The organism is Duganella sp. GW822-FHT06D06, from assembly GCF_058799615.1.
Genome location: NZ_JBXALQ010000005.1, coordinates 58,998 through 85,237 on the forward strand (window position 1 = coordinate 58,998; position 26,240 = coordinate 85,237).

Here is a 26,240-nt window from a genome sequence, read left to right on the forward strand (position 1 = left end):
GCAAGATTGATGGATCGAGGATTATAACAAACTCCTGAAGCTGCCTGCCTTTTTCTGAAATATACCGCAAAAAAACTATGACTACCTCTACTTCGACATCGCCGGCCCCATCGAAAGTCCTGCCGTTGACCGACAGCGTTCTGGAGGCCCTCGCCATCACCAAGCGCGGTGTCGACGAGCTGCTGATTGAAAGCGAGTTTGCGCAAAAGCTGGCGCGCTCCGAGCAAAGCGGCGTACCGCTGCGCATCAAGCTGGGCCTGGATCCTACCGCACCCGACCTGCACCTTGGCCACACCGTTGTGCTGAACAAGATGCGCCAGCTGCAGGACCTGGGCCATCAGGTGATCTTCCTGATCGGCGATTTCACGTCGATGATCGGCGACCCGTCCGGCCGCAACGCCACCCGCCCGCCGCTGACGCGCGAGCAGGTCGAGCAAAACGCCATGACCTATTTCAAGCAGGCCTCGCTGGTGCTGGACCCGGCCAAGACCGAAATCCGCTACAACTCCGAGTGGTGCGATCCGCTGGGCGCGCGCGGCCTGATCAAGCTGGCCTCGCACTACACGGTGGCGCGCATGATGGAGCGCGACGATTTCAGCAAACGCTTCAAGAGTGGGACCCCGATCGCGGTCCACGAGTTCCTCTACCCGTTGATGCAGGGCTACGATTCGGTCGCTTTGAAGGCGGACCTTGAGCTAGGTGGAACAGACCAGAAATTTAACTTGCTTGTTGGCCGCGAGCTGCAGAAGGACTACGACCAGGAACCGCAGTGCATTTTGACGATGCCGCTGCTGGAAGGCCTGGACGGCGTCGACAAGATGTCCAAGTCGAAGAACAACTACATCGGCATCACCGAGCCGGCCAACACCATGTTCGCCAAGATCATGAGTATTTCCGACGTGATGATGTGGAAATATTACGAACTGCTGTCGTTCCGCTCGCTCGCCGACCTGGCCGCGCTGAAGGCCAGCGTCGACGGCGGCGCCAATCCGCGCGACGCCAAGGTGGCGCTGGCGCAGGAAATCGTCGCCCGCTTCCACTCGCAGGCGGCGGCGGAAGAGGCGCTGAACGACTTCGTCAACCGCTCCAAAGGCGGGATTCCGGACGACGTCGCGGAAATCACGCTGCCGGGCGCGCCGGCCGGCATCCAGCAATTGCTGAAATCGGCGGGCCTGTGCGCTTCGGTGTCGGAAGCGGGCCGCATGATCGAGCAGGGCGGCGTGCGCATCGACGGCGCCGTGGTCAGCGACAAGGCGGTGAAGATCGAAGCCGGCGTCTTCGTGCTGCAAGTGGGCAAGCGCAAGTTCGCGCGCGTCACGCTGACGGCATGATAGGCCTGCTGCAACGCGTCAGCGGCGCCAGCGTGGTGGTTGACGGCGCCACGGTCGGCGCCATCGACGCCGGCCTGATGGTGCTGGTATGCGCCGAACGTGGCGATACCGACAAGGAAGCCGATGCGCTGCTGACCAAATTGCTGGGCTATCGCGTGTTCGCCGACGACGCCGGCAAGATGAACCGCAGCGTCACCGACGTCGAGGGCGGCCTGCTGCTGGTGCCGCAGTTCACGCTGGCGGCCGACACCAAATCCGGCACGCGGCCCTCGTTCACGCCGGCCGCGGCGCCGGCCGACGGTCTGCGCCTGTTCAATTATTTTGTGGAACAGGCGCGCCAAAAGCATAAAGTAGTGGAAACCGGCCAGTTTGGCGCGGATATGAAGGTCACGCTGACCAATGACGGTCCGGTGACGTTCTGGCTGCAAACAAACGCAAAATAAAACAGGCGGTTGGGAGATGAGCATGAAACTTTCGAGCGACAGCTTTCGCGATGGCGGCGTCATTCCGGCTGAGTACGCCTTTGGCAAGCTGGATGCGGACGGACAAGTCGTCCTGTCCGCCAACCGCAACCCCCATCTGGCGTGGCGCGACGTGCCGGCCGGCACCGAGTCGCTGGCGTTGCTGTGCATCGACGGCGACGCGCCGCGGGACGCCGGCAATGTCAACCGCGCCGGCTGCTCGCTGCCGGACAGCCAGCCGCGCGGCGACTTCTTTCACTGGAGCCTGGTCGATATTCCGCCCGGCCTGCAAGCGATCGCGGACGGCGCGCTGGCGCGCGGCGTGACCGCGCGCGGCAAGCCCGGCCCGGACGTGGCGCTGGACGGGCTGGCGCTGCGCCAGGGCGTCAACGACTACAGCGGCTGGTTTTCGGCCGATCCGGCGATGACCGGCGACTATTACGGGTATGATGGCCCCTGTCCGCCGTTTAACGATGAGCGCCTGCACCACTATATTTTCCGGCTGTATGCGCTCGATACTCCGCGCCTGGCGCTGGACGGGTGTTTCAGCTGCGCCGACGTGCTCAACGCCCTGCACGGCCACATCATCGATGAAGCCCAATTGATCGGCATATACACCCTGAACCCGGCCCTGGCCGCCCAGCTGCGCCGGTCCAGAAAAAAGATTGCATGAAGAACACCACTATTTTGCTGATCCGCCACGGCGAGACTTCCTGGAACGCCGGGCGCCGCCTGCAGGGCCATACCGATATCCCGCTGAATGACGAGGGCGCCCGTCAGGCCGGCGCGCTGGCGCAGGCGCTGGCCGCCGAGCAGGTGGAGGTGCTGGTCTCGAGCGACCTGCAACGGGCGATGCAGACGGCGCAGGCCGTGGCCGACCAGTACGACGGCCTGGACGTGCAAACCGACGACCAGCTGCGCGAACGCTGCTACGGCGTGTTCGAAGGCATGCTGTACGCCGACATCGAGCGGCAATACCCGTCCGAGTACGCGTTGTGGCAGGCGCGCGATGTCGACGCCGTCATGCCGGCCGGTGTGCGGGCGGCGGAAAGCTTCCGCCAGTTCTATCAGCGTTCCACCGACGGCATCGCCGAGTGGGCGCAACGCCACCCCGGCCGCACCATCGCCATCGTCGCCCACGGCGGCGTGCTGGAGTGCGCCTACCGCGCGGCGGTCGGCATGTCGCTCGACAGCCCGCGCGATTTCCAGGTCAAGAACGCCAGCATCAACCGTTTTACTTGGGCCGACGGTAAGTTGGCGCTCACCAGCTGGGGTGAAGTCGACCACCTGAGCCTGGCTGCGATGGACGACATTATCTGACGACCGTGCTTATAGTTTATGCATGGAAATGTTCGTTCATAACGGCACGGCTGCACATTTGCCGAATACATAAAAAATAGTGCTTATTATTTGAGCAGTCCTTCGGTTAAAATAGAGGGTTCCTTCTTCACGTTCAGGTACCGCCAGTGCAAATCGGCCCTCATTTACTGCGCAACAACGTTTTCGTCGCCCCCATGGCCGGCGTCACCGATCGCCCCTTCCGCCAGCTGTGCAAACAGCTCGGAGCAGGCTATGCGGTGTCCGAAATGGCGGCCTCGAACCCGCGCTTGTGGGCGACCGAAAAAAGCTCGCGCCGTACCGACCACACCGGCGAGATGGAGCCGAAAGCGGTGCAGATCGCCGGCGCCGATCCCAAGGACCTGGCCGATTGCGCCCGCTTCAACGTCGAGCGCGGCGCCCAGATCATCGACATCAACATGGGTTGCCCGGTCAAGAAAGTCTGCAACGCCTGGTGCGGTTCGGCGCTGTTACAGGACGAGTTGCTGGTCAAGCAAATCCTCGACGCCGTGGTCGGCGCGGTCGACGTGCCCGTCACGCTGAAATTCCGCACCGGCTGGAACCGCGCCAATAAAAACGCGCTGAACATCGCGCGCATCGCCGAGGACGCCGGCATCGCCATGCTGACCCTGCACGGCCGCACCCGCGCCGACGGCTACACCGGCGACGCCGAGTACGACACCATCGCGGCGGTCAAGCGCTCGGTTGGCATTCCGGTGGTGGCCAACGGCGACATCACCACGCCGGAGAAGGCCAGGTTCGTGCTCGACTACACCGGCGCCGACGCCGTCATGGTCGGCCGCGCCGCCCAGGGCCGTCCGTGGATCTTTCGCGAGATCGACCATTACCTGCGCACCGGCACCCACCTGCCGGCGCCGTACGTGGACGAAGTGCGCGCGCTGATGGATGAACACCTGCGCGCCCACTACGCCTTCTACGGCGAATTCCTGGGCGTGCGCACCGCGCGCAAACACATAGGCTGGTATGTGCGCGACCTGCAGGGCGGCGAGGAATTCCGCCAGAAAATGAACCTGCTGGAGTCCACCGAAGAACAACTGATTGCCGTTGATCAATTTTTCGAATCCCAGTGGAGTTACGGCGAGCGGTTACAATACCGCCTCCCCGAAGAATTGGAAGCAGCGTAAGACGGCGTAGAGAGCCCAAAAAAGTCGGATCAGAAGGGTGAGCGCCAGGGTCATAAGCCCCGCAGCGATTTACCAGCGTCAACAGATTAAAAGCGAACGATATAAAATGAGCAAAGAAAGCATCCAGGAAGTAGTCCAGAAGAGCCTTGAAGATTACTTCAACGACCTGGGCGAGCAGCAGGCATCGAATATCTACGACATGGTCGTGCTGACCGTGGAGAAACCGATCCTGGAAGTGGTCATGACGCGCGCCGACGGCAACCAGTCGCATGCCGCGCAGATGCTGGGCATCAACCGCAACACCTTGCGCAAAAAACTGCAAGAACACGGCCTGCTGTAACAGCGCGCGTTTTTCCGGCATGAGTGGCTGGGGACGGCCGCTGTTGCCGCACCCGCAATACCGAATACGTCATCCCCTCATATTCAACCACTAGCCCCTCTCAAGCCATGATTAAACAAGCTCTCATCTCCGTCTCCGACAAAACCGGTGTGCTGGACTTCGCTCGCGCGCTGTCCGCCATGGGCGTCAACATCCTGTCGACCGGCGGCACCGCCAAACTGCTGGCCGACAACGGCGTGGCCGTGACCGAAGTGGCCGACTACACCGGTTTCCCGGAGATGCTCGACGGCCGCGTCAAGACGCTGCACCCGAAAGTCCACGGCGGCATCCTGGCCCGCCGCGATTTCCCGGAGCACATGGCCAAGCTGGAAGAGCACAACATCCCGACCATCGACATGGTGGTGGTCAACCTGTACCCGTTCCAGGCCACCGTGGCCAAGGATAGCTGCACGCTGGAAGACGCGATCGAGAACATCGACATCGGCGGCCCGGCCATGCTGCGTTCCTCCGCCAAGAACCACAAGGACGTGGTGGTCATCTGCGATCCGGCCGACTACGGCGTGGTGCTGGCTGAAATGAAGGCCAGCGACAACGCCCCGGGCCACGTCAGCTACGACACCCGTTTCAAGCTGGCCACCAAGGTCTACGCGCACACCGCGCAGTACGACGGCGCCATCGCCAACTACCTGACCAGCCTGGACGCGACCCGCGCCCACGCCAGCCGCAACACCTATCCGGACACGCTGAACGTGGCGTTTGAAAAAGTGCAGGACATGCGCTACGGCGAAAACCCGCACCAGTCGGCCGCGTTCTACCGCGACGTCACCCAGACCGAAGGCGCGCTGGCCAACTACCGCCAGCTGCAGGGCAAGGAACTGTCGTTCAACAACATCGCCGATGCGGACGCCGCATGGGAATGCGTGAAGAGCATGGGCAGCTTCGACCAGAGCGCCGCCTGCGTGATCGTCAAGCACGCCAATCCGTGCGGCGTGGCGCTGGGCGCCAACGCGGCCGACGCCTACAAGCGCGCGCTGCAGACCGATCCGACCTCGGCGTTCGGCGGCATCATCGCCTTCAACGTCGAAGTGGACGCCGCCGCCGCGACCGAGCTGGCCAAGCTGTTCGTCGAAGTGCTGATCGCGCCGACCTTCACCGCTGAAGCCAAGCAGATCCTGTCGGCCAAGCAGAACGTGCGCCTGCTGGAAATCCCGTTGGGTAACGGTGTCAACGCGATGGACTTCAAGCGCGTCGGCGGCGGCCTGCTGGTGCAGTCGGCCGACTCGAAGAACGTGCTGATCGGCGAACTGAAAGTGGTCAGCAAGCTGCAGCCTACGCCGCAGCAGTTGCAGGACCTGATGTTCGCCTGGCGCGTGGCCAAGTACGTCAAGTCCAACGCCATCGTCTTCTGCGGTAACAATATGACGCTGGGCGTGGGCGCCGGCCAGATGAGCCGTATCGACTCGGCCCGCATCGCTTCGATCAAGGCGCAGAACGCCGGCCTGTCGCTGACCGGTTCGGTCGTGGCGTCGGACGCCTTCTTCCCGTTCCGCGACGGCCTGGACGTGGTGGTCGATGCCGGCGCGACCTGCGTGATCCATCCGGGCGGCTCGATGCGCGACCAGGAAGTGATCGACGCCGCCGACGAGCGCGGCGTGGTCATGCTGTACACCGGCACCCGCCACTTCCGCCACTAATCGGTCGCTGAAACGCGGCCGCAGCTTCGTTGCAGCGCCTTGCCGTGCTAGCGCACTGTCTTCGGCGCCGCGCCTCGCTGCGACCACGTTTCAGCAACCTCATTTAGCACTAGAAGGCCCGCAGGTTTGCACCGTGCGGCGGATCTGCGGATCCGCCGCACTGTTTTTATATACAGCATTCAATGTTCCCGGTTACAATCCGGGAATGATTATTCTCGGCATCGACCCCGGCTTGCGCACGACCGGCTTTGGCGTCATCCACAAGCAGGGCGCCAAGCTGCGCTACATCGCTTCCGGCACCATCAAGAGCGGCGAGGGCAGCCTGCCGGAGCGCCTCAAGGTGATCCTGGTCGGCGTGGCCGAGGTGGCCCGCACCTACCAACCCGACTACGCCGCCATCGAGCAGGTGTTCGTCAACGTCAATCCGCAATCGACTCTGCTGCTGGGCCAGGCGCGCGGCGCGGCCATCTGCGCGCTGGTGTCGGCCGACCTGAGCGTGGCCGAGTATTCGCCGACCCAGGTCAAGCAGGCGGTGGTCGGCACCGGGCGCGCGGTCAAGGCGCAGGTGCAGGACATGGTGGCGCGGCTGCTGGCGCTGCCCGGCCTGCCCGGCAGCGACGCCGCCGATGCGCTGGGCGTCGCCATCTGCCACGCCCACAGTCGCGAAACGCTGACCCTGATCGCCGGCGCCGGCCAGGGAACGACCACGGCCGCGCGCGGTCCGCTGGCCGGCCTGCGCATGAAAAACGGCCGCCTGGTCGGCTAAACCTCCCTCTTTAAAGGCAATCACACGATGATCGGTCGTCTCTCCGGTATTCTGCTTGAAAAAAATCCGCCGCAACTGCTGGTTGACTGCGGCGGTGTCGGCTACGAAGTCGATGTGCCGATGAGCACCTTCTACAACCTGCCCGGCGTCGGCGAGAAAGTGGTGCTGTTCACGCACCAGGCGATCCGCGAGGATGCGCACCTGCTGTTCGGCTTCGGCAACGCCGAGGAGCGCGCGGTGTTCCGCCAGCTGATCAAGATCACCGGCGTCGGCGCGCGCACCGCGCTGTCCATCCTGTCGGGCATGTCGATCGCCGACCTGGCGCAGGCGGTGACGTTGCAGGAGTCGGGCCGCCTGGTCAAGGTGCCGGGCATCGGCAAGAAGACCGCCGAGCGGCTGCTGCTGGAACTGAAGGGTAAGTTGGGCGCGGACCTCGGCGCCGGCGGCGTACACGCGGTGCCGGACTCGCAGTCCGATATCCTGAACGCGCTGCTGGCGCTGGGCTATTCCGACAAGGAAGCGCTGCTGGCACTGAAGACCGTTCCCGCCGGCAGCGGCGTCTCGGACGGCATCAAGCAGGCGCTGAAAGCGCTGTCCAAAGGCTGATCCGCCTCAATTGAATCGCCGGCGGCCCCGCCTATGCTCGACCAACGAGCCAAGCGGAGCCGCCGATATGGACCAGCCGACACGTTTTCCGTGGGGTGATTTTCCAGACGTTTTGATCCAAGCATCAGAACAACACGTCAAACAGCATTTCAACTATCAGCAGGCCAAGACGGGCGACGTTTTCGCATCGGTCAATCTCGTATTGGATTCGCTTTCGCATGAGACGGTAAATTGCATGAACGGGGAGTTTGGCCTTCATGCGCCGATCTTGCTTCCCGTGCTAGCCGAAGAATCCGCAGGTATGAATGCGATCCCCAGGGTGATGGCCGAAGTACTTGGGCACCTATTGCGATGGGATGTCGAAGGACGTGTTTTTCAGACCAACGTTGTAGGGCATACTGGCGCGAGCGGGTTTGTTCGCCTGGCGCATCAACCTATTTTCAAGGGACGCGTGGAATCTGGCCTACACTATGTGTTGATCGATGACTTTATTGGTCAGGGTGGAACACTGGCCAATCTGCGAGGTCATATTCTGGCGCAGGGCAGCCAAGTCTTGGGGGCGAGTGTTCTGACCGGAAAGGCATATTCGGCGACGCTGGCCCCGACTGGCTATCAGCTCGCTGAGTTAAGGGGGAAGCATGGAACAATCGAATTCTGGTGGCGACAGCATTTTGGCTTCGGCTTCGATTGCCTCACCGCTTCAGAAGCCCGATATCTCATCCAGACTGCAACAAGCGAAAGAGTCATTGAACGCTTGGAGGAAGCTGGTCGAGGAAGGTAAAGTTGAACCTTTGGTTGTACGGTTGGACAGTCTGCCTGAGCTGACGGGAAAAGTCCGTATGCTGAGCCAAGCCGAGCAGGAACAGCTTCTTGCCGGGAACGAAATGATAGGGGATTATGTGCGCCGGATATTAAACGCTGCACAGCCTCAGTTGAATGACAAGAACTAGTGATTGAGTATTGATGAGCATCCAGACCGACAGCTTCACCGAACAACGCATCATCGACGCGGCGCCGTCGTCGCCGAATGAGGAGGCGATCGAGCGCGCCTTGCGCCCCAAGCATCTGGATGAATACGTCGGCCAGTCCAAGATCCGCGACCAGCTGGAGATCTTCATCGCCGCCGCCCGCAACCGCAAGGAGGCGCTGGACCACACGCTGCTGTTCGGCCCGCCCGGCCTGGGCAAGACCACGCTGGCCAACATCATCGCGCGCGAGATGGGCGTCAACCTGCGCCAGACGTCCGGCCCGGTGCTGGAGCGTCCGGGCGACCTGGCCGCCATCCTGACCAACCTGGAAGCGAACGACGTGCTGTTCATCGACGAAATCCACCGCCTGTCGCCGGTGGTCGAGGAGATCCTGTACCCGGCGCTGGAAGACTACCAGATCGACATCATGATCGGCGAGGGCCCGGCCGCGCGCTCCGTCAAGCTGGACCTGCAACCGTTCACGCTGGTCGGCGCCACCACCCGCGCCGGCATGCTGACCAACCCGCTGCGCGACCGCTTCGGCATCGTCGCCCGGCTGGAGTTCTACAACACCGAGGAACTGACCAAGATCGTCACCCGCAGCGCCGCGCTGCTGAAGGCTAATATCGCCCCCGACGGCGCGGTGGAGATCGCCCGCCGCGCGCGCGGCACGCCGCGCATCGCCAACCGCCTGCTGCGCCGCGTGCGCGACTACGCCGAAGTCAAGAGCAACGGCGACATCACCAAGGCCACCGCCGACGCCGCGCTGGTCATGCTCGACGTCGACACCGTCGGCTTCGACGTCATGGACCGCAAGCTGCTCGAAGCGGTGCTGTTCAAGTTCGGCGGCGGCCCGGTCGGCATCGGCAACCTGGCGGCGGCCATCGGCGAAGCGGCCGACACCATCGAAGACGTGCTGGAGCCCTATCTGATCCAGCAAGGCTTCTTGCAGCGCACGCCGCGCGGCCGCGTCGCCACGCCGGCCGCCTACACGCACTTCGGCGTGACGCCGCCGCGCACCAGCCCCAACGGCGAATTGTGGGACTTGTGATGCAGATCTGGGTCGACGCCGACGCCTGTCCGGCGGTCATCAAGGACATCCTCTATCGCGTGGCCGACCGCGTGCCGCTGCAAGTCACGCTGGTGGCCAACCAGTTGCTGCGGGTGCCGCCGTCGCGCCACATCCGTTCGGTGCAAGTGCCGTCCGGCGCCGACGTCGCCGACCAGGAAATCGTGCGCCTGCTGGCGCCGGGCGACCTGGTCGTCACCGGCGACATCCCGCTGGCGTCGGACGTGCTGAAGAAGGGGGGCTACGCGCTCAACCCGCGCGGCGAGTTCTACACCAACGACAACATCGCGCAGATGCTGACCATGCGCGCCTTCATGGACGAGCTGCGCGGCAGCGGCGTCGACACCGGCGGTCCGGCCGCCTTCAACCAGGGCGACCGACAGAACTTCGCCAACAGCCTGGACCGGCACATCAGCAAGATCCAGCGCGAGTCCGCCGGCCGCGGTTGACCGCGGACGATTTCGATGGCCCCCTCAGACGTCGGCGCGTCAGCCGCGCGCGGAGCCGGGACGACGGACACTGATCGCCTTCTGTTCAGCCAGGATGCGTTGAGCCGTCGCACGTAGAATTACCGGGTGCAGCATCGTCAATTGCCGCATCCGTCCTTGCAGCATCTCTCTGTCTAAATGCATCGCGTCGCCTTTGGGCGCGAAGGCGATCACATTCAAAGAGTCAAGCGCGTTGATCATAATGACTGATTCGCCAAAGCTATTCCGCATGCGATTTAGATAGATATTTGTCTGCCACAAGTCGCCGCCAAGCAGATTAACCACCATTACGCCATTTGGCGCCAAAGCTTTATGGCAGTCCTGATAAAATTCCTGGCTGCATAATTGGTCCGGTTGCCCATTATTATCAAAACCATCAACCAGCAGCACATCAAACTCGGCTTCCGCGCGCCGCACGAAGTCGGCGCCATCCACGCAAACCACATTAAATCGTTCGTCATCTTTCGGAACGAAGAATTGCTCGCGTAAATCGATCACCTGTCGATCAATTTCTGCGACGGCGATGACGGATTCGGGGAGATGGCGATAGCAAAATTTTGCCAAGGAGCCTCCACCCAGACCGATCATGCCGATTTTATTTGGATTTCGCTTAAACAACAGAAAACCCATCATGGCTTGGGTATATGCCAACACCAGATCATCCGGCTTGTCCAGATTCATTTCGCTCTGGATTGAGACGGCGTCGAACATCAGGGCCAGCGAGTTTCGGTCTTTGTGGAGAATTGGTTTATCGGGGGAGGAAAGGAGAAGTAAATCCGACAGTTTCTCCAAAAGCATGATTACGCAGTCCTGACGGGGTGGAAGTCTTTCGGCGAGCAGCGTGGACGAAATATAAAACCCCAAACTCCGCATTAAATGTGACGAAGGGGAGGCGTGCAGAGATCGGAGCAAAAATCTCGTGAGTACGGCTTTTACCTGCAGCTCAAAAAAGGGCGATGAACAGGGCTTTTGCATGTGCCGGTATAGCATTTTCAAGGCGTATATGTGAAATCAGCAGGTGGAGCTGGCGACTTCGCAGCGGTGCTCTTCGCAAAGATATTCACAACTGATCATTAGCATACGTCTGCCGTGTTCCCTGATGGTAAGGGGCCTGACTTGCCAAACGCTCTCGCTTGCCCTGTACCTGGGACACGCGGCGATAGTGTGGGCTGTTGTGGGGCGGTTCTCGGATTTTTTCATTTTTAGACGTTTTTATGCTGTATTGATGTCAAAACTCGGCGCCCTATCGTTGACCAGATAGAGCGGCGGCTGGTCCGTGTACATTACCATAGTATGATAATGTATTTATCATCAAAGTGGTGTAAGATGATGTTTTGCTACGCATGCTTTCCGATCGGATAAGACGTAGCAGGTGGACTGCGGGGGATTTCTAGTGCTGGCTGGAATCAAGTGTTGAACTTAAACGAGGACTATGCGATGTCTTCCAATCGTTTTGCCGAGACGCTGGCGTACAGCCAAGGCAAGCCCTTTGCGTTCGATCATGGCGGCATGCGTACGCTGCATTTCGACGGGCGCTATATTCAGAGCGCCATGAGCATTGCCGCACCTGATGAATTGCTGTTGAGTTACACGCGGGCCATGATGGCTTTCCTGCTGACCAAACCGTCACCCCGTCATATATTGATGATCGGTTTGGGCGGAGGTTCGTTGGCCAAGTTCTGCTATCGCCACTTGCCTGCCGCGCGCATCACCGTGCTGGAATTGGATCATCATGTCATCGCGCTCAGGCGGCAATTCATGCTGCCGGAGGACGATGAACGCTTCCAGATCGTTCATGCCGATGCCGAAGCCTATCTGTTCGGCATGCAACAGACTGTCGACGTCATTTTGCACGATGGTTTCGTGGCGGATGGGCTGGCGCCCGAACTCAGCACAGAAATATTTTATCGGCGTTGCAGCGAGGTGCTGGACTGGGATGGCGTCCTGGTGTCGAATGTATTCGGCACAACAGATGATTTAATGCCTGTGATGACGCGATTGCGCAACGTATTTGGGGCGCGGATGTGGTGGGGCGATCCCTCCGGTTGCATCAATCGCATCATCCTTGCAGCGAAAGATGCGGGCCATATGGCGCATCGCCCGGCGCTGGTAAAGCGTGCTGAACAACTTGACCTGCGGCATGGCCTCGCATTGGGCGACTTTGTCGACCGGCTGAAAACCGTTCACGACAAGGATGGCGCGGAGTTTGATGTAATCGCTGACTATGATGCGGACGCGGCCTTTATTCCCTATTGACACCTCATCGAGATTCCGGGGCCGGGCCTTTACCGCCGCCGTAGGGGTGGGCATTTTGGGGAATGAAATGCTCATTCAATTATAATATCGGCATTTTCAGCAGCTTAGGATATGATCATGGAAAGCAAAACGGCGCGGATGACCGTGCTGGTCGACCCGGTGAAAAAACAAGCGTTCGAACGCTTGTGCGCGAGCCAGGATCTAACGCCCTCTCAAGTATTGCGTCAGCTCATGCGGGACTATATGGAGAGCTTTGGTATCGACTATAGTACCAAAAGTCGAATTAGCAAGAAGCAAGCCGAAGAAGAGGCGTTGTAGTCTTGGTTGGCGCGAAGCCCAAGGTCTTGCGCCCAGATGCCCCACAATCGCGCCGATGATCCGCACAGACCGATGGAAACCAAATCCGCCCGCATGACCATTTTGCTCGATCCCGCCAAGAAGAGGGCATTCGAGGAGTTGTGTGCGGCGCAGGATCTGACGCCATCCCAGGTCTTGCGCCGGCTGATGCGCGAGTACCTTGAACAGCATGGCATACCTTCCAGTACCCCCAATACCCCCGGCTTGCCCCCGCAAAAAAAATAAACACGGTCTATGGCATGGATGGACATAGTCAAAAAATCAAATTCTTTCGCAGCAGGATACCGGAGTTCGAGTGCGTTCCGGGCTGCCACGATTGCTGCGGGCCGGTACGTACTTCGACCGTGGAGATCGCCAGGCTGCCGATAAAGAGCGCGGCGCAGCATGAAGCTGCGCTCGCCGCCTGGAGCTGCCCCTATCTGGGCAGTGGGGGGTGTGAGGTGTATGCCGAGCGTCCCTTGATTTGCCGGCTGTTCGGTACCACACCGCAACTGGTGTGCCCTAACGGCAGGCGGCCGGCGGACCTGATTTCGCCGCTCATCGAGCAAGAAATATTTACCTACTTCAGCGAAGTACGTCACGTACTGCTTTGACGGTCGCCGCGGACGGCTGGTGTTTTTTGCCCGACATGCTGGCAGCGGAGATTGCCGTCATCAAACATGAACGGCTGGCCGTGATTATTGCGGAAGGCGCATGGTGGGCACGAAGCGGACCAGATAGATGGTGACGCAGGCGCCGATGAGCAGCAGCATGATCTGCAATCCGAGCTTGTCCACCCGCCACATCGAATACCCCAGCGACGACCACATGAAGATCAACACCCAGATCTTGCCGCGCAAGGGGATGCCCTTGCCGTTTTCGTAGTCGCGCAGGTATTTGCCGAACACGCGGTTGGTCTGCAGCCAGTGGTGCAGGTGGGTCGAGCCGCGCGCGAAGCAGGCCGAGGCCAGCAGCAGAAAAGGGGTGGTCGGCAGCAGCGGCAAGAAGATGCCGAGGATGCCCAGCGCAACGGCCAGGCAGCCGACCAGATTCAGGAATATTTTCATTCAATCAGCCTGGTGGAGGACCGCCCCATTATCCACGCTCTGCCACAGCGTGGATAGTAGGGGCGTTCCGCCCGGGCTTACTTGGCGACGGTGCGGGTGCCCACCACTTCGACCGTCACCCGGCGGTTCTTGGCGCGGCCTTCGGCGGTGCGGTTGTCGGCCAGCGGCTGAGTCTCGCCCTTGCCCTCGGTGTAGATGCGCGCGGCGTCCACGCCCTTGCTTACCAGATAGCCCTTGACCGCCTCGGCGCGGCGCAGCGACAGCTTCTGGTTGTAGTCGCCGGCGCCCACCGAGTCGGTATGGCCGACGGTGACCATCACCTCGGTGTCCATGCCTTGCAGCTTGGTCAGCAAGTCGTCCAGCGCGGCCTTGCCGTCCGGCTTGACGGCCGATTTGTCGAAATCAAACAGCGCTTCGGCGGCGAACGAGACTTTCTCCGAGGTCGGCTGCGGCGCTTTCGGCGGCGGCGGTGGCAGCGGCGTCAGCGCTGGAGGCGGCGGCGCCGGTTCGGCGGCCGGCGGCGGCACATACTCCGGCGCGCTGCGCGCCGGCCGGCCCAGCTTGTAGACCAGGCTGACCGACAGCAGATCGACATTGCCGCGATTGCCGACGGCGTCGTTGACGCGGTAGCGCTCGACTTCGCCGCGCAGCGCCAGTGCTTCGTTCAGCTTGTATTCCAGGCCCAGGCCGGCCTTGGCGTTGAGCTTGCGCTCGCTACGATCGGGACCGGTGACCGCCGCCAGGCGGTTGCCGCCGAAATGGGTGCTGGTCTTGGCGTAGTTGGCGCCGACCCGGCCCAGCAGCGACAGCCGCTCGGTCAGGGGGAGTTGCGCCAGCAAGTCCAGGTTGCCGCCGCGGAAGCCGGCTTCGCCGTTGAGCGTGCCGTTGCCGGAGGTGGTGGCGTTGAAGCCGAATTGTCCCAGATCGAAGTAACCCAGCTCCAATGCCAGATAGCGGTTCAGCTGCTTGCCGACGAACAGCTTGTAGCCGGTGTCGCGTTGGTCCGTGTTGAAGGCGGTGACGGTGGCGCCGTTCGCTTGCAGGCTGGTGGTCAGGCGCTGCTGGTCGATATTGGCGCGCGAGCGGCCGACGCCGGCGCCCAGGTACCAGGCGCTGTTGGCCCAGTCCGGGTTGACGAAGGGTTCCGCCGCTTGCGCGGCCTGCATGGCAAGCATGGCGCACGCGAGCGCGCTCAGTGTTCCGATTTTTTTGGCGATGGTCATGATGAGGTCCCTGAGAGGTGAGCGTTTATTTGGCGATCTGGTTGTTGCGCAGCGTGACGGCGGCGGCGGTCAGCACGCGGCCGTTGAGCAGCGTGGTGTTGTCGCCCACCGTGATCGCCGCCGACTGGCCCAGGATGTTGCCCTTAAAGACGCTGTTGGCGCCCAGCGTGGTCGGGCCGACCGGCAGCCAGCTGACATTGGCCGCGGTGGCGCCGTTGCTCAGGGCGACGATCGAATTGGCGGTCGAGTCCAGCGTCAGCGCGGTGCGGAAGATGTACACGCCGGTACCGCTCAAGGTCAGGGTGCCGGTGATGTTGATGGCGCCGGCGTAGCAGTAGACGCCCGGGGCGAAGGTCTGGCCGCCGAGATCGACGTCGCCGGCGAAGCTGACGTCGCAAGTGCGGCCGTTGGCGTTGCTGATGGCCACTTGCAGGTCGGCCAGGGCGCCGGCCAGGATGGCGCCGGATTTGTAGTTGGTGAAGCCGGCCGCCAGGGTTGGATCGGTGGTTTGCGACGGCGAACCGACATTGCCGGTGATTAGCGTGGTGCCGCCGGAGTTATTGGTCAACGAGGTGCCGGCCAGGACGGCGAAGCTGGCGGCGTTGCCCAGCGGGACCGGCTGGGCCACCGGTGGCACTGGCGGCAACACGCCGGCGGTCACGGTCAGCGCGGCGCTGCCCGATTTGGCGCCGACGGTGGCGGTGACGGTGGTGGTGCCGACGGCGACGCCGGTGGCCATGCCGGCGGTGGCGATGGTGGCGACGGCCGGGCCGCTTGAACTCCAGGTGGCGCTGCCGGTGACGAAGGCGGTGCTGTTATCCGAGTAGGTGGCGGTGGCGACGAATTGCTGCTGGCCGCCGATCAACACGGTAGGGTTGGCCGGCGTGACGGCGATGCTGGTGAGCGTGGCGCCCGGTACGGTGACGGTGGTGCTGGCGCTCTTGCCGTTGCTGGTGGCGGTGACCACCGAGCTGCCGAGTGCGACGCCGGTGACCAGGCCGCCGGCGTTGATGGTGGCGCTGGCCGGCGTGGCCGACACGAAGGTCGAGCTGGCGGTCAGGTCCTGGGTGCTGGCGTCCGAATAGGTGCCGATGACGGCCAGCTGGCGCGTGGCGGCGACCTGCACGGTCGGCGCTTGCGGCGCGACGGCGATGCTGCTGAGTGTGGCGGCGGGCACGGTGACGGTGGTGCTGGCGCTCTTGCCGTTGTTGGTGGCGGTGACCACCGACGTGCCGAGCGCGACGCCGGTGATCCGGCCGCCGGCGTTGACGGTGGCGCTGGCCGGCGTGGCCGAGGCGAAGGTCGAGCTGGCGGTCAGGTCCTGGGTGGAAGCGTCAGTATAGGTGCCGACGACGACCAGCTGGCGGGTGGCGGCGATCTGCACGGTCGGCGCTTGCGGCGCGACGGCGATCGACAACAGCGCCGGCGGCGTGACAGTCAGCGTGGCCGAGGCGGTCTTGCCGTTGAAGGCGGCGCTGATCACCGAGCTGCCGACGCTGGCGCTGGTGGCGAGGCCGGTCGCGGCAACGACGCTGGCGACGGCCGGGGTGGCGGAGCTCCAGGCGGCGCTGACGGCCTGGGTGGAGCCGTCGCTATAGGTCGCGCTGGCGCTGAACTGCTGGGTGGTGCCGAGGGCGATGCTGGCCGCCGGCGGCGTCACCGCCAGCGACACCAGCGTGGCGGCCGGCAGGCCGAGGATGGGATCGCGCCCCTGGTCGCCGCCGCCGCAGCCTGCCAGCAGGGTGGCGGCAAGCAGGCCGACGGAACAGATGAGGGACTGGGTGGATCTTTGCAGGAATTTCATGATGTTTCCTTTGGGCTGAAACAGTGGGCTAACTAGCAGCCTTCGCAATGTGCGATAGGCAAGTGTTCCACGGTCTCATGCGCCCAAGGACGGGTATGTACGCTAGCGCTCTTAGTCGAGGCCGCTGCGGCATCCTTACAACGGATACCAGAAATATAAAAATGAAATGATTGTAATGATGGCGTGATGTCATGTGACCAACACGAGCCGCGCAACCGCGCCGCATCCTGTTCACCTCACCAAGGAAGACCTCAAATGAAACCTAACATTCTCGCCAAGGCCTTGCTGGCCGCCAGCGTCAGCCTGTCCGCCTGCGCCGCCCAGGCGGCCGACGTCACCTTCACCTTTACCAACACCGGGCCGGTGGGCGGTGTCGGCGTCGCGCCGTTGTGGCTGGGCTTGCATGACGGCAGCTTCGACAGCTTCGATGTGGGCGGCGCGTCCTCGGTGGCGATCGAGCGCGCCGCCGAGGACGGCAATGCCGGCGTGTTGACCTCCAATTTCGCCAGCCAGGTCGCAGGCGGCCGCCAGACCAGGCTGCCGAACGGCCCGCGCTTTCCGGGCGCCAGCAGCACGTTCACGCTGCACAACGTCGACCTGAACGGCGCCAACCGCTACCTGAGCTACGCCGCGATGGTCGTGCTCAGCAACGATTTCTTTATCGGGAATGACAACGCCAAGGCGATCGACCTGTCGTCGCTGGCGGCGGGCGGCCGGCTGTCGCTGGCGCTGGGCGGCGCCGGCCAGGTGTACGACGCCGGCACCGAGCAGAACAACTTTGCCTACTCGCTGGCCAACGGCGCCTACGGCATCGGCGGCGGCCAGAGCGGACCGAACCAGGGGATCGACGAGCTTGGCGTGGTGCATGTCGCGACCGGCAATCCCTACCTGAGCTTTGTCGACGACGGCAACTACGTGCCGGCCAATTTCGACTGGACACCGCTGAACTTCAATAACCAGCAAGCCTTTGGCCGCCTGGATATCGCGGTGGCGGCGGTGCCGGAGCCGGAAACGTATGCGATGCTGTTCGCCGGCCTCGGCATGCTGGGCGTTATCGCCCGCCGCCGCCGGCGGACCGGCGCCTAAGCTAAGGCAGCGCCGGGAATGTCATGTGCGTTGATTGATGAGCGTTATTCCTGGCGCACCCACACCTGCGAACGGCCCAGCATCGGCACGCCGATGTAGCCGCGCATGCTCAGCTTCTTGCCGCCGTCGGTCAGGTGCAGCTTGCACTTGTAGGTCTCGCCGTTGTCCGGGTCGAGGATCTGGCCGCCGCTGTAGCCGTCGCCGTCCTTCTTCAGGTTGGACATGATGACCATGCCGATCACCGGCTTGCCCTTGCGCGCGTCCTGGCACTTTTCGCAGTTGGGCGTCTGGTCTTCGCTGGGCTCGCGGAACAGTTTCTCGATCTGGCCTTGCAGCACGCCGTTGGTCTCGGTGACGCGGATCAGCGCTTTCGGCTTGCCGGTCTTGTCGTCGATATTTTTCCACAGGCCGATCGGCGAGGCGTCGTCGGCGAAGGCGGGGGCGATGGACAGGAAGGCGGCAACCGCCAGGCCGAGGAATTTCAAAGTACGCATGCGAGTCTCCAGGTTATTTTTTGTCTGACGAGTGTAGCAAAAAAATGACCGGTCGTACTATTTTCGTGGTTTTTACACAAATAATCTAAAACAAGATAATATGTGTAAATGAAAAAGACACCCGAACAGCACAATCTGCTTGAACAGATGCGGCAGGTCGCCGACGGCCTGGGCAAGACCCTGGCGCCGTTCTGCGAAGTGGTGCTGCACGATCTGACCGATCCCGAACACGCCATCCTGGCGATCCACAACAACCTGTCCGGCCGCGCCATCGGCGCGCCGGCCACCGAGCTGGGTCTGGCGCGCGCCGCCGATCCCGACGTCGCCCAGGTGATCGCCAACTACCCCAACACCTTCGCCGACGGCCGCCGCGCCAAGAGCACCTCGATCGGCATCAAGGACAGCGAAGGCAAGTATGTCGCCGCGCTGTGCATGAATGTCGACCTGACGGTGTTCCGCAGCCTGAACACCTTGTTGACCCAGTTCAGCGCGGTCGACAACGATAGCGCCGTGCGCGAGACGCTGGAGCCGGCCGGCGCCGACGCCATCCGCGCCCGCATCGACCAGTTCGCCGCGCGCCTGGCCACCACGCCGCGCGCGCTGAAAGCCGAGGAGCGCAAGGCGCTGATGCGCGAGCTGAAGGAATCGGGCCTGGGCGATGTGCGCCGCGCCATGGATATCGTCGCCAATTATTTGAACGTCTCACGCGCCACGGTGTACAACGATGCCAGATAACGCCCAACTGCTGTTACTGGACCGCGACCAGGCCGCCGCGCTGTTGCAGCCGGACGAAGTGCTGGCCGCCGTGCGCGAGTCCTTCCAGCTGCACGCCAGCGGCGACGGCCGTATCTTCCCGCTGGTGCGCGAGGCGCTGCCGGCCGGCGTGTTCGGCATCAAGTCCGGCGGCGTGATGACGCAGGACCTGCTGGGCATGAAGGCGGCCGGCTTCTGGCCCGGCAACCGCCAGCACGGCGCCGACGGCCACCAGGCCACGATCATGCTGTTCGATCCCGCCAGCGGCCGGCCGCAATGCCTGATCGACGGCAACGCCGTCACCACCACGCGCACCGCCGCCGCCGGCGCCCTGGGCTTGCTGGCGCTGGCGCGGCCCGACAGCACCAGCCTGTGCGTATTCGGCACCGGGGTGCAGGGCACGGCCCATGTCGAGTACGCGCTGCGCGTGCTGCCCGGCCTGCGGCGCGTGCGCTACCTGACCTCCGACGGCCGCCGCGACCCGCAGTTTGAAGCGCGCTTCGCGCCGCGCTGCGACATCGCCCCCGGCGCCAGCGCCGACGCGGCGGTGGCGGCGAGCGACATCGTCATCACCGCCACCACCGGACGCGGCGCGCTGTTCGCGGCGCAGGCGGTGCGCCCCGGCACCCATGTGAACTGCGTCGGCAGCGACACGCGCGGCAAGCGCGAACTGCCGGAAGGCATGCTGGCGCTGGCCCACACCTGGGTCGACGATCTGGCGCAGGCGCTCAGCATCGGCGAGCTGCAATGGGCGCCGCAAACGCCGGTGCAGGAATTCGGCGCGCTGCTGGCGGCCGAGGCGCCCGCGCGCCACGGCATCGCGGCGGACGCCATCACCATCTTCGACATGACGGGCATCGCCCTGCAGGATCTTTCGGTGGCGCGCATGCTGCAACGGCGCGCTTTGGCAACTGGCACGGGCACCAATATCGCCTGGCCCTGGTAATGACAAGGAATACCATGAACGAACTGAAGCTCCCAACCTACGCCGACGTGCTGGCCGCGTCGGAACGCATCGCCGGCCACGCCCACCACACGCCGGTGGCCACCTCGCGCACCGCCAATGAAGAACTGGGCGCCGAGGTGTTCTTCAAATGCGAGAACATGCAGCGCATGGGCGCGTTCAAATTCCGCGGCGGCTACAACGCCTTGGCGCGCTTCACGCCCGAGCAGCGCCGCGCCGGCGTGGTGGCGTTCTCGTCGGGCAACCATGCGCAGGCGATCGCGCTGGCCGCCAGGCTGCTGGGCATTCCGGCCACCATCGTCATGCCGCTGGACGCGCCGGCCTCCAAGGTCGCCGCCACCCGCGGCTACGGCGCGCAAGTGGTGAGCTACGACCGTTACACCGAAGACCGCGAACAGATCGGCCGCGACCTGGCGCAGCAACACGGCCTGACGCTGATCCCGCCCTACGACCACCCGGACGTGATCGCCGGGCAGGGCACGGCGGCCAAGGAATTGCTGGAGACGGTGGGCCATCTGGACGCGCTGTTCGTGTGCCTGGGCGGCGGCGGTTTGCTGAGCGGCTCGGCGCTGGCGGCGCGCGCGATTTCGCCGTCGACCAGGATCTACGGCGTGGAGCCGGAAGCGGGCAACGACGGCCAGCAATCGTTCCGCAGCGGCAGCATCGTGCACATCGAAACGCCGAAGACCATCGCCGACGGCGCGCAGACCCAGCACCTGGGCAACCTGACCTTCCCCATCATCCAGCGCGATGTGGACGATATCCTGACCGTCAGCGACGAGCAGCTGCGCCACGAGATGCGCTTCATCGCGGCGCGCATGAAGATGGTGGTGGAGCCGACCGGCTGCCTGGGCTTCGCCGCCGCGCGGGCGATGAAGGACCAGTTGCAAGGCAAGCGGATCGGCGTCATCATCAGCGGCGGCAACGTCGACATCGACCGTTACGCCGCCTTGCTGGCGCATTAACTACGCGTATTTTTTCTGCTTGAAGTCGCGCAGGATTTCGTGGGCCGCGTTGTGTCCCGGCGCGCCGGTCACGCCGCCGCCCGGGTGGGTGCCGGCGCCGCAGGTGTACAGCCCGGCGATCGGGCCGCGATAGTCGGCGTGGCCCAGCATCGGCCGCGCCGAGAACAGCTGGTCCAGTCCCAGCGCGCCGTGGAAGATGTCGCCGCCGACCAGGCCGAAGGTGCGTTCCAGGTCGAGTGGGCTCATGATCTGCCGTCCCAGCACCGACTGCTTGAAGTTGGGCGCGTAGTGGTTGACGGTGTCGATCATCAAGTCGGCGACGGTGTCGCGGTGCTGATCCCAGCTGGCGCCGTCGGGCAACTGCGGCGCCACGTGCTGGCAGAACAGGCTGGCCACGTGTTGGCCGGGCGGCGCCAAAGTCGGATCCAGCGTCGAAGGGATCAGCACTTCGACGATGGGCTTGCGCGCCCAGCCCAGCGCGCGGGCGTCGTGGTAGGCCCGCTCCATGTAGTCGAGGCTGGGGGCGATGATGATGCCGCTGCCATGATGTTCCGCCATCGTCTTGCCGGGCAGGCAGCTGAAGTCCGGCAGTTCCGACAGCGCCACGTTCATGCGGAAGGTGCCGGAGCCGCAGCGCCAGCCTTCCATGCGGCGCAGGAAGTCGGCGGGCAGGGCGGCCGGATCGACCAATGACGTGTACAGCAGGCGTGGATTGAGGTTGGACACCACCACCCGCGCGTCGAGCCGCTCGCCTTGCGTGGTGACCACGCCCACGGCGCGGCCTTTATCCAGCAGCACTTCCCTGACGCCGCAGCCGGTGCGGATCTCGACTCCGCGCACCTCGGCCGCCCTGGCCATCGCCTGCGTGATGGCGCCCATGCCACCGATGGCGTGGCCCCATGCGCCTTTCTTGCCGTTCACCTCGCCGAACACATGGTGCAGCAGCACGTAGGCCGAACCTGGCGTGTACGGGCTGGCGTAATTGCCGACGATGCTGTCGAAGCCGAAGGCGGCCTTGATCGGCGCGCTCTCGAACCAGCCGTCCAGGTAGTCGCCGGCCGATTTGGTGAACAGGTCGAGCAGCTCGCGCTGGGTGGCCAGCGGCAGCTTGCGCATGCGGTTGCCCAGGCCGCCGGCCTTGATCAGTTCCGGCAGCGCGCTGAGCCAGTTGCCCTGTACCAGGTTGGGCGGCGTTTGCAGCACCGTGTCGCGCAACAGCTCGGCGGCGACTTCCAGATGTTCGCCATAGGCTTGCAGGCGGTCGGCGTCGCGCTGGGAGAACTTGGCGACTTCCCCGGCGGTCTTGCCGGGGCCGATTTTCAGATAGCGGCCGTCGTCCAGCGGCAGGAAGTTCGACAGCGGGCGTTCGACGATCTTCAATCCATGCTTGACCAGCTCCAGGTCGCGGATCACCTTGGGATTGAGCAGCGACACGGTGTACGCGGCCACGGAATTGCGGAAGCCCGGATGGAATTCCTCGGTCACCGCCGCGCCGCCGACCACGCCGCGCTGCTCCAGCACCGTGACTTTCAAGCCGGTTTTGGCCAGATAGTGGGCACACACCAGGCCGTTGTGGCCGCCGCCGATAATGATTACGTCGCGCATCGCTACTCTCCTTGGATTCAGTAGCATCATTGTGCGGACGGCGTCGGCAAATTGCATTGCGCAAGCCGACGAATTGCGGGAATATACTGAGCAAAGTGACGAATAACTCGGCAAAAGGAAAAGATGGACGACATCGACCAGCAATTGCTTGCTTTGCTGCGCGAAAATGCGCGCGCCACCACCAGCGAGCTGGCGCGCAAGCTTGGCCTGTCGCGCACGACGGTGCAAAGCCGGATTGACCGGCTGCAGCGTTCCGGCGTCGTGATCGGCTACACGGTGCGTACCAGCGCCGACTATCGCGCCGGACTGGTGCGGGCGCTGGTGATGATCACGGCCACGCCCAAACTGACGCCCGGCATCGAAAGCGCCTTGCGCAAGGTCGCGCACGTGCGCACGCTGCATTCTGTAAACGGTATATACGATTTCATCGCCGGCGTGGAAGCCGGCTCGGTGGAGGAGCTGGACGGCGTGGTCGACCGCATCGGCGCGCTCGACGGCGTGGAGCGCACCGCCACCTCGATCCTGATGACGACCCGCATCGACCGCTAAAAAAACGGGGGTCAAGTCTGACATTCGGACACGGGCTCTGCCGTAGCGCTTGGCTACGGCAGAGCCCGTGTCCGAATGTCAGACTTGACCCCCTTGGTTTTTGACTAGGCAGCCGGCAGCTTGGCGAACTGCTCGCGCATCTTGTCCAGCGTGGCCGAGAAGTTGGCGACGCGTTCCTTTTCCTGCGCCACCACCTCGGCCGGCGCGCGGGCGACGAAGCTTTCGTTCGACAGCTTGCCGTTGGCCTTGTTGATCTCGCCTTCAACGCGGGCGATCTCCTTGGCCAGGCGCTCGCGCTCGGCCTTCACGTCGATCTCCACCTTCAGCATCAGCTTGGTCGTGCCGACGATCGACACGGCGGCCGGCGATTCCGGCAGCGCGTCGACGATCTGCACTTCGGCCAGCTTGCCCAGCGACTGGATGTACGGTGCGAACACCTCCATCGCCGCCTTGTCGGCCGCATTGGTCGGCTCGACGATCAGCGGTACGCGCAGCGACGGCGCCAGCTGCATTTCGCCGCGCAGGTTGCGGGTCGCGTCGGTCAGCGCCTTCAGCTGCTGCATCCAGGCCTCGGCCGATTCGTCGATGGCGGCGGTGTTGGCGATCGGGTAGGGCTGCATCATGATCGAGTCGCCCGTCTTGCCGGCCAGCGGCGCGACAGCCTGCCACAGCGCTTCGGTGACGAACGGAATGATCGGATGCGCCAGGCGCAGCACCACTTCCAGCACGCGCAGCAGCGTGTGGCGGGTGGCGCGCTGCTGGCCTTCGGTGCCGCTCTGGACCTGGACCTTGGCCACTTCCAGATACCAGTCGCAGTACTCGTCCCAGACGAACTTGTAGATGGTCGAGGCGATGTTGTCGAAGCGGTAGTCTTCGAAGCCCTTGGCCACGTCCAATTCGGCTTTTTGCAGCAGCGAGATGATCCACTTGTCGGCGTTCGACAGGTCGGCCACGCTGGCCGAGCAATCCTTGTCCTCGGTGTTCATCAGCACGAAGCGGGTGGCGTTCCACAGCTTGTTGCAGAAGTTGCGGTAGCCTTCGGCCCGGCCCAGGTCGAAGTTGATGTTGCGGCCCAGCGAGGCGTAGGACGCCATCGTGAAGCGCACCGCATCGGTGCCGTAGGCGGCGATCCCCTCCGGGAACTCCTTGCGGGTGGCTTTTTCGATCTTGGCGGCATCTCTCGGGTTCATCAGGCCGGTGGTGCGTTTCTGCACCAGCGCATCGATGCCGATGCCGTCGATCAGGTCGATCGGGTCCAGCGTGTTGCCCTTGGACTTGGACATCTTCTGGCCGGTCGAGTCGCGCACCAGGCCGTGCACGTACACCGTTTCAAATGGTACTTTGCCGGTGAAGTGCGCGGTCATCATGACCATGCGCGCCACCCAGAAGAAGATGATGTCGAAGCCGGTCACCAGCACCGACGACGGCAGGAAGGCCTTGATGTCGGGCGTTTCTTCCGGCCAGCCGAGCGTGGAGAACGGCACCAGCGCGGACGAGAACCACGTGTCGAGCACGTCGTTGTCGCGGCGCAGCGGGCCGGTGCTGCCCTTGGCGGCCGCTTGCGCGATCGCTTCGGCCTCGGTCTTGGCGACGAAGATGTTGCCGGCGTCGTCGTACCAGGCCGGGATCTGGTGGCCCCACCACAGCTGGCGCGAGATGCACCAGTCCTGGATGTTGTTGAGCCACTGGTTGTAGGTGGTGCTCCAGTTTTCCGGCACGAACTTGATCTCGCCGTTGGCGACCTTGTCCAGCGCGGTTTCGGCGATCGACTTGCCCGGGAAGAAAGTGCCTTCCGGCGCCGGCTTGCTCATGGCGACGAACCATTGGTCGGTCAGCAGCGGTTCGATGATGACGCCGGTGCGGTCGCCGCGCGGCACCATCAGCTTGTGCGGCTTGACTTGTTCCAGCAGGCCCAGCGCGTCGAGGTCGGCGACGATCTGCTTGCGCGCCACGAAACGGTCCATGCCGCGGTAGGCCACCGGTGCTTCGTCGTTGATCTTGGCTTCCAAGGTCATGATGGTCAGCAGCGGCAACTGGTGACGCTGGCCGACCGCGTAGTCGTTCAGGTCGTGCGCAGGGGTGATCTTGACGCAGCCGGTGCCGAATTCCTTGTCGACGTATTCGTCGGCGATGATCGGGATTTCGCGCTCCGTCAGCGGCAGCTTGAGCATCTTGCCGACCAGCGGCAGGTAGCGCTCGTCGGTCGGGTCCACCGCCACGGCGACGTCGCCCAGCATGGTTTCAGGACGGGTGGTGGCCACGGTCAGCGTGCCGCTGCCGTCGGCCAGCGGGTACTTGATGTACCACATCGAACCGTCTTCTTCCTCCGACACCACTTCCAGGTCGGAGACGGCGGTGCCCAGCACCGGATCCCAGTTGACCAGGCGCTTGCCGCGGTAGATCAGGCCTTGCTCGTGCAGGCGCACGAAGACGTCGGTGACGACCTTCGAGCGCGGCTCGTCCATCGTGAAGTATTCGCGCTGCCAGTCCGGCGAGGTGCCCAGGCGGCGCATCTGGCCGGTGATGGTGGAGCCGGATTTCTCTTTCCACTCCCAGACTTTCTTGACGAACGCTTCGCGGCCGAGGTCGTGGCGCGAGATTTTCTGCGCGTCCAGCTGGCGCTCCACCACGATCTGGGTGGCGATGCCGGCGTGGTCGGTGCCCGGGATCCAGGCGGTGTTATGGCCCAGCATGCGATGGTAGCGGGTCAGGCCGTCCATGATGGTCTGGTTGAAGGCATGGCCCATGTGCAGGGTGCCGGTCACGTTCGGCGGCGGCAGCTGGGTGCTGAAAGAAGGTTTGCCGGCGTCGAGGGTGGCGGTGTAGTAACCGCGCTGTTCCCACTCGGTACGCCAGAATTGTTCAATGTCGGCAGGCTCGAAAGACTTGGCTAATTCCATGATTTGGCAGATTAAATTTGGGAAAACAGCCA

The 26,240-nt window shown here is 63.5% G+C and carries 28 protein-coding genes; 21 read left to right on the forward strand and 7 right to left on the reverse strand.

Features of this window, described 5'->3' with window-relative positions; genetic code table 11:
- Window positions 1-77: 77 nt before the first annotated feature.
- The 12 genes from tyrS (at window position 78) to AC1RMD_RS10955 (ending at window position 10,167) form a co-directional block, all read left to right on the forward strand.
- A complete protein-coding gene (tyrS, locus tag AC1RMD_RS10900; RefSeq protein WP_492926485.1) occupies window positions 78-1,331 on the forward strand; it encodes a tyrosine--tRNA ligase in 1,254 nt (417 codons plus the stop codon).
- Window positions 1,328-1,774 (forward strand): D-aminoacyl-tRNA deacylase, encoded by a 447-nt coding sequence (dtd, locus tag AC1RMD_RS10905; protein WP_492926487.1) that lies wholly within the window; start codon window positions 1,328-1,330, stop codon window positions 1,772-1,774. The genes tyrS and dtd overlap by 4 nt, the downstream gene beginning before the upstream one ends.
- 22 nt (window positions 1,775-1,796) lie before the next feature.
- Window positions 1,797-2,465: a YbhB/YbcL family Raf kinase inhibitor-like protein gene (locus tag AC1RMD_RS10910; protein WP_492926489.1), complete on the forward strand. Its 669-nt coding sequence runs from the start codon at window positions 1,797-1,799 to the stop codon at window positions 2,463-2,465.
- Window positions 2,462-3,112 carry a histidine phosphatase family protein gene (locus AC1RMD_RS10915; protein WP_492926491.1) on the forward strand — a complete coding sequence of 217 codons (651 nt, stop codon included), beginning with the start codon at window positions 2,462-2,464 and terminating at the stop codon, window positions 3,110-3,112. Before AC1RMD_RS10910 ends, AC1RMD_RS10915 begins: the two co-directional genes overlap by 4 nt.
- 146 nt (window positions 3,113-3,258) lie before the next feature.
- The gene (dusB, locus tag AC1RMD_RS10920; RefSeq protein WP_492926493.1) at window positions 3,259-4,275 is read left to right on the forward strand and encodes a tRNA dihydrouridine synthase DusB; all 1,017 of its coding nucleotides are present in this window, start codon (window positions 3,259-3,261) and stop codon (window positions 4,273-4,275) included.
- 106 nt (window positions 4,276-4,381) lie between these two features.
- Window positions 4,382-4,615, forward strand: a complete 234-nt coding sequence (locus tag AC1RMD_RS10925) for a helix-turn-helix domain-containing protein (RefSeq protein WP_008445162.1) — start codon at window positions 4,382-4,384, stop codon at window positions 4,613-4,615.
- A 107-nt stretch (window positions 4,616-4,722) separates the two neighbouring features.
- Complete coding sequence (purH, locus tag AC1RMD_RS10930; protein ID WP_492926497.1) at window positions 4,723-6,309, forward strand: bifunctional phosphoribosylaminoimidazolecarboxamide formyltransferase/IMP cyclohydrolase; 1,587 nt, start codon at window positions 4,723-4,725, stop codon at window positions 6,307-6,309.
- Window positions 6,310-6,514: 205 nt separating this feature from the next.
- On the forward strand, window positions 6,515-7,075 hold the full coding sequence (gene ruvC / locus AC1RMD_RS10935) for a crossover junction endodeoxyribonuclease RuvC (RefSeq protein ID WP_492926499.1): 561 nt from the start codon (window positions 6,515-6,517) through the stop codon (window positions 7,073-7,075).
- A gap of 27 nt (window positions 7,076-7,102) precedes the next feature.
- On the forward strand, window positions 7,103-7,681 hold the full coding sequence (ruvA, locus tag AC1RMD_RS10940) for a Holliday junction branch migration protein RuvA (protein ID WP_492926501.1): 579 nt from the start codon (window positions 7,103-7,105) through the stop codon (window positions 7,679-7,681).
- A 67-nt stretch (window positions 7,682-7,748) separates the two neighbouring features.
- Complete coding sequence (locus AC1RMD_RS10945; protein WP_492926503.1) at window positions 7,749-8,462, forward strand: phosphoribosyltransferase; 714 nt, start codon at window positions 7,749-7,751, stop codon at window positions 8,460-8,462.
- A gap of 182 nt (window positions 8,463-8,644) precedes the next feature.
- The gene (gene ruvB / locus AC1RMD_RS10950) at window positions 8,645-9,700 is read left to right on the forward strand and encodes a Holliday junction branch migration DNA helicase RuvB (protein WP_492926505.1); all 1,056 of its coding nucleotides are present in this window, start codon (window positions 8,645-8,647) and stop codon (window positions 9,698-9,700) included.
- Entirely contained in the window at window positions 9,700-10,167 is a 468-nt protein-coding gene (locus AC1RMD_RS10955; RefSeq protein ID WP_492926507.1) for a YaiI/YqxD family protein, read from the forward strand. The genes ruvB and AC1RMD_RS10955 overlap by 1 nt, the downstream gene beginning before the upstream one ends.
- Window positions 10,168-10,206: 39 nt before the next feature.
- Here AC1RMD_RS10955 and AC1RMD_RS10960 read toward each other — a convergent pair whose 3' ends face one another.
- The gene (locus AC1RMD_RS10960; protein WP_492926509.1) at window positions 10,207-11,004 is read right to left on the reverse strand and encodes a fused MFS/spermidine synthase; all 798 of its coding nucleotides are present in this window, start codon (window positions 11,002-11,004) and stop codon (window positions 10,207-10,209) included.
- Window positions 11,005-11,643: 639 nt separating this feature from the next.
- On the opposite strand from AC1RMD_RS10960, the gene AC1RMD_RS10965 reads away from it, so the two are divergent.
- From AC1RMD_RS10965 to AC1RMD_RS10980, 4 genes are all read left to right on the forward strand, one after another.
- A complete protein-coding gene (locus AC1RMD_RS10965; protein ID WP_492926511.1) occupies window positions 11,644-12,462 on the forward strand; it encodes a fused MFS/spermidine synthase in 819 nt (272 codons plus the stop codon).
- A 117-nt stretch (window positions 12,463-12,579) separates the two neighbouring features.
- Complete coding sequence (locus AC1RMD_RS10970) at window positions 12,580-12,780, forward strand: CopG family transcriptional regulator (protein ID WP_492926513.1); 201 nt, start codon at window positions 12,580-12,582, stop codon at window positions 12,778-12,780.
- Between the two features lie 72 nt (window positions 12,781-12,852).
- Window positions 12,853-13,044 (forward strand): CopG family transcriptional regulator, encoded by a 192-nt coding sequence (locus tag AC1RMD_RS10975; protein ID WP_492926515.1) that lies wholly within the window; start codon window positions 12,853-12,855, stop codon window positions 13,042-13,044.
- Window positions 13,045-13,058: 14 nt separating this feature from the next.
- Entirely contained in the window at window positions 13,059-13,412 is a 354-nt protein-coding gene (locus AC1RMD_RS10980) for a YkgJ family cysteine cluster protein (protein WP_492926517.1), read from the forward strand.
- 84 nt (window positions 13,413-13,496) lie between these two features.
- On the opposite strand, the gene AC1RMD_RS10985 is transcribed toward AC1RMD_RS10980, so the two are convergent.
- The 3 genes from AC1RMD_RS10985 to AC1RMD_RS10995 form a co-directional block, all read right to left on the reverse strand.
- Window positions 13,497-13,865: a YbaN family protein gene (locus AC1RMD_RS10985; protein ID WP_492926519.1), complete on the reverse strand. Its 369-nt coding sequence runs from the start codon at window positions 13,863-13,865 to the stop codon at window positions 13,497-13,499.
- A 77-nt stretch (window positions 13,866-13,942) separates the two neighbouring features.
- On the reverse strand, window positions 13,943-15,088 hold the full coding sequence (locus AC1RMD_RS10990) for an OmpA family protein (protein WP_492926521.1): 1,146 nt from the start codon (window positions 15,086-15,088) through the stop codon (window positions 13,943-13,945).
- Window positions 15,089-15,113: 25 nt separating this feature from the next.
- Window positions 15,114-16,892, reverse strand: coding sequence for an Ig-like domain-containing protein (locus tag AC1RMD_RS10995; protein WP_492926523.1), 1,779 nt, complete (start codon window positions 16,890-16,892; stop codon window positions 15,114-15,116).
- A gap of 255 nt (window positions 16,893-17,147) precedes the next feature.
- On the opposite strand from AC1RMD_RS10995, the gene AC1RMD_RS11000 reads away from it, so the two are divergent.
- Entirely contained in the window at window positions 17,148-17,978 is an 831-nt protein-coding gene (locus AC1RMD_RS11000; protein ID WP_492926525.1) for a spondin domain-containing protein, read from the forward strand.
- A gap of 44 nt (window positions 17,979-18,022) precedes the next feature.
- On the opposite strand, the gene AC1RMD_RS11005 is transcribed toward AC1RMD_RS11000, so the two are convergent.
- On the reverse strand, window positions 18,023-18,472 hold the full coding sequence (locus AC1RMD_RS11005) for a DUF2147 domain-containing protein (protein WP_492926527.1): 450 nt from the start codon (window positions 18,470-18,472) through the stop codon (window positions 18,023-18,025).
- A gap of 108 nt (window positions 18,473-18,580) precedes the next feature.
- On the opposite strand from AC1RMD_RS11005, the gene AC1RMD_RS11010 reads away from it, so the two are divergent.
- Genes AC1RMD_RS11010 through AC1RMD_RS11020 form a run of 3 tightly spaced genes read left to right on the forward strand, consistent with a single transcriptional unit; the run spans window position 18,581 to window position 21,154 of the window.
- Window positions 18,581-19,207 (forward strand): helix-turn-helix transcriptional regulator, encoded by a 627-nt coding sequence (locus AC1RMD_RS11010; RefSeq protein ID WP_492926529.1) that lies wholly within the window; start codon window positions 18,581-18,583, stop codon window positions 19,205-19,207.
- On the forward strand, window positions 19,197-20,171 hold the full coding sequence (locus tag AC1RMD_RS11015; RefSeq protein ID WP_492926531.1) for an ornithine cyclodeaminase family protein: 975 nt from the start codon (window positions 19,197-19,199) through the stop codon (window positions 20,169-20,171). Before AC1RMD_RS11010 ends, AC1RMD_RS11015 begins: the two co-directional genes overlap by 11 nt.
- 14 nt (window positions 20,172-20,185) lie before the next feature.
- Window positions 20,186-21,154, forward strand: coding sequence for a threo-3-hydroxy-L-aspartate ammonia-lyase (locus AC1RMD_RS11020; RefSeq protein ID WP_492926533.1), 969 nt, complete (start codon window positions 20,186-20,188; stop codon window positions 21,152-21,154).
- Here the strand turns inward: AC1RMD_RS11020 and AC1RMD_RS11025 are convergent, their stop codons facing one another.
- On the reverse strand, window positions 21,155-22,759 hold the full coding sequence (locus tag AC1RMD_RS11025) for a phytoene desaturase family protein (RefSeq protein WP_492926535.1): 1,605 nt from the start codon (window positions 22,757-22,759) through the stop codon (window positions 21,155-21,157). It abuts the gene before it with no gap.
- Window positions 22,760-22,882: 123 nt separating this feature from the next.
- Between AC1RMD_RS11025 and AC1RMD_RS11030 the strand changes: the two genes are divergently transcribed.
- Window positions 22,883-23,308 (forward strand): Lrp/AsnC family transcriptional regulator, encoded by a 426-nt coding sequence (locus AC1RMD_RS11030; RefSeq protein WP_492926537.1) that lies wholly within the window; start codon window positions 22,883-22,885, stop codon window positions 23,306-23,308.
- Window positions 23,309-23,412: 104 nt separating this feature from the next.
- Here AC1RMD_RS11030 and AC1RMD_RS11035 read toward each other — a convergent pair whose 3' ends face one another.
- Entirely contained in the window at window positions 23,413-26,208 is a 2,796-nt protein-coding gene (locus AC1RMD_RS11035; protein WP_492926539.1) for a valine--tRNA ligase, read from the reverse strand.
- Window positions 26,209-26,240 lie beyond the last annotated feature (32 nt).

What these genes read in the sequence shown, in the direction of transcription:
- AC1RMD_RS11015 (WP_492926531.1), top strand. Translation starts at nt 19,197, where the DNA reads ATGCCAGATAACGCCCAACTGCTGTTACTGGACCGCGACCAGGCCGCC.
- AC1RMD_RS10925 (WP_008445162.1), top strand. Translation starts at nt 4,382, where the DNA reads ATGAGCAAAGAAAGCATCCAGGAAGTAGTCCAGAAGAGCCTTGAAGAT.
- AC1RMD_RS10965 (WP_492926511.1), top strand. Translation starts at nt 11,644, where the DNA reads ATGTCTTCCAATCGTTTTGCCGAGACGCTGGCGTACAGCCAAGGCAAG.
- AC1RMD_RS11010 (WP_492926529.1), top strand. Translation starts at nt 18,581, where the DNA reads ATGAAAAAGACACCCGAACAGCACAATCTGCTTGAACAGATGCGGCAG.
- AC1RMD_RS10975 (WP_492926515.1), top strand. Translation starts at nt 12,853, where the DNA reads ATGGAAACCAAATCCGCCCGCATGACCATTTTGCTCGATCCCGCCAAG.
- AC1RMD_RS10910 (WP_492926489.1), top strand. Translation starts at nt 1,797, where the DNA reads ATGAAACTTTCGAGCGACAGCTTTCGCGATGGCGGCGTCATTCCGGCT.
- purH (WP_492926497.1), top strand. Translation starts at nt 4,723, where the DNA reads ATGATTAAACAAGCTCTCATCTCCGTCTCCGACAAAACCGGTGTGCTG.
- AC1RMD_RS10960 (WP_492926509.1), bottom strand. Translation starts at nt 11,004, where the DNA reads ATGCTTTTGGAGAAACTGTCGGATTTACTTCTCCTTTCCTCCCCCGAT.
- ruvB (WP_492926505.1), top strand. Translation starts at nt 8,645, where the DNA reads ATGAGCATCCAGACCGACAGCTTCACCGAACAACGCATCATCGACGCG.
- AC1RMD_RS10995 (WP_492926523.1), bottom strand. Translation starts at nt 16,892, where the DNA reads ATGAAATTCCTGCAAAGATCCACCCAGTCCCTCATCTGTTCCGTCGGC.
- ruvA (WP_492926501.1), top strand. Translation starts at nt 7,103, where the DNA reads ATGATCGGTCGTCTCTCCGGTATTCTGCTTGAAAAAAATCCGCCGCAA.
- AC1RMD_RS10945 (WP_492926503.1), top strand. Translation starts at nt 7,749, where the DNA reads ATGGACCAGCCGACACGTTTTCCGTGGGGTGATTTTCCAGACGTTTTG.
- ruvC (WP_492926499.1), top strand. Translation starts at nt 6,515, where the DNA reads ATGATTATTCTCGGCATCGACCCCGGCTTGCGCACGACCGGCTTTGGC.
- dtd (WP_492926487.1), top strand. Translation starts at nt 1,328, where the DNA reads ATGATAGGCCTGCTGCAACGCGTCAGCGGCGCCAGCGTGGTGGTTGAC.
- AC1RMD_RS11030 (WP_492926537.1), top strand. Translation starts at nt 22,883, where the DNA reads ATGGACGACATCGACCAGCAATTGCTTGCTTTGCTGCGCGAAAATGCG.
- AC1RMD_RS11035 (WP_492926539.1), bottom strand. Translation starts at nt 26,208, where the DNA reads ATGGAATTAGCCAAGTCTTTCGAGCCTGCCGACATTGAACAATTCTGG.
- tyrS (WP_492926485.1), top strand. Translation starts at nt 78, where the DNA reads ATGACTACCTCTACTTCGACATCGCCGGCCCCATCGAAAGTCCTGCCG.
- AC1RMD_RS10985 (WP_492926519.1), bottom strand. Translation starts at nt 13,865, where the DNA reads ATGAAAATATTCCTGAATCTGGTCGGCTGCCTGGCCGTTGCGCTGGGC.
- AC1RMD_RS10915 (WP_492926491.1), top strand. Translation starts at nt 2,462, where the DNA reads ATGAAGAACACCACTATTTTGCTGATCCGCCACGGCGAGACTTCCTGG.
- AC1RMD_RS10970 (WP_492926513.1), top strand. Translation starts at nt 12,580, where the DNA reads ATGGAAAGCAAAACGGCGCGGATGACCGTGCTGGTCGACCCGGTGAAA.
- AC1RMD_RS11025 (WP_492926535.1), bottom strand. Translation starts at nt 22,759, where the DNA reads ATGCGCGACGTAATCATTATCGGCGGCGGCCACAACGGCCTGGTGTGT.
- AC1RMD_RS11000 (WP_492926525.1), top strand. Translation starts at nt 17,148, where the DNA reads ATGAAACCTAACATTCTCGCCAAGGCCTTGCTGGCCGCCAGCGTCAGC.
- AC1RMD_RS10990 (WP_492926521.1), bottom strand. Translation starts at nt 15,088, where the DNA reads ATGACCATCGCCAAAAAAATCGGAACACTGAGCGCGCTCGCGTGCGCC.
- AC1RMD_RS10955 (WP_492926507.1), top strand. Translation starts at nt 9,700, where the DNA reads ATGCAGATCTGGGTCGACGCCGACGCCTGTCCGGCGGTCATCAAGGAC.
- AC1RMD_RS11005 (WP_492926527.1), bottom strand. Translation starts at nt 18,472, where the DNA reads ATGCGTACTTTGAAATTCCTCGGCCTGGCGGTTGCCGCCTTCCTGTCC.
- AC1RMD_RS10980 (WP_492926517.1), top strand. Translation starts at nt 13,059, where the DNA reads ATGGATGGACATAGTCAAAAAATCAAATTCTTTCGCAGCAGGATACCG.
- AC1RMD_RS11020 (WP_492926533.1), top strand. Translation starts at nt 20,186, where the DNA reads ATGAACGAACTGAAGCTCCCAACCTACGCCGACGTGCTGGCCGCGTCG.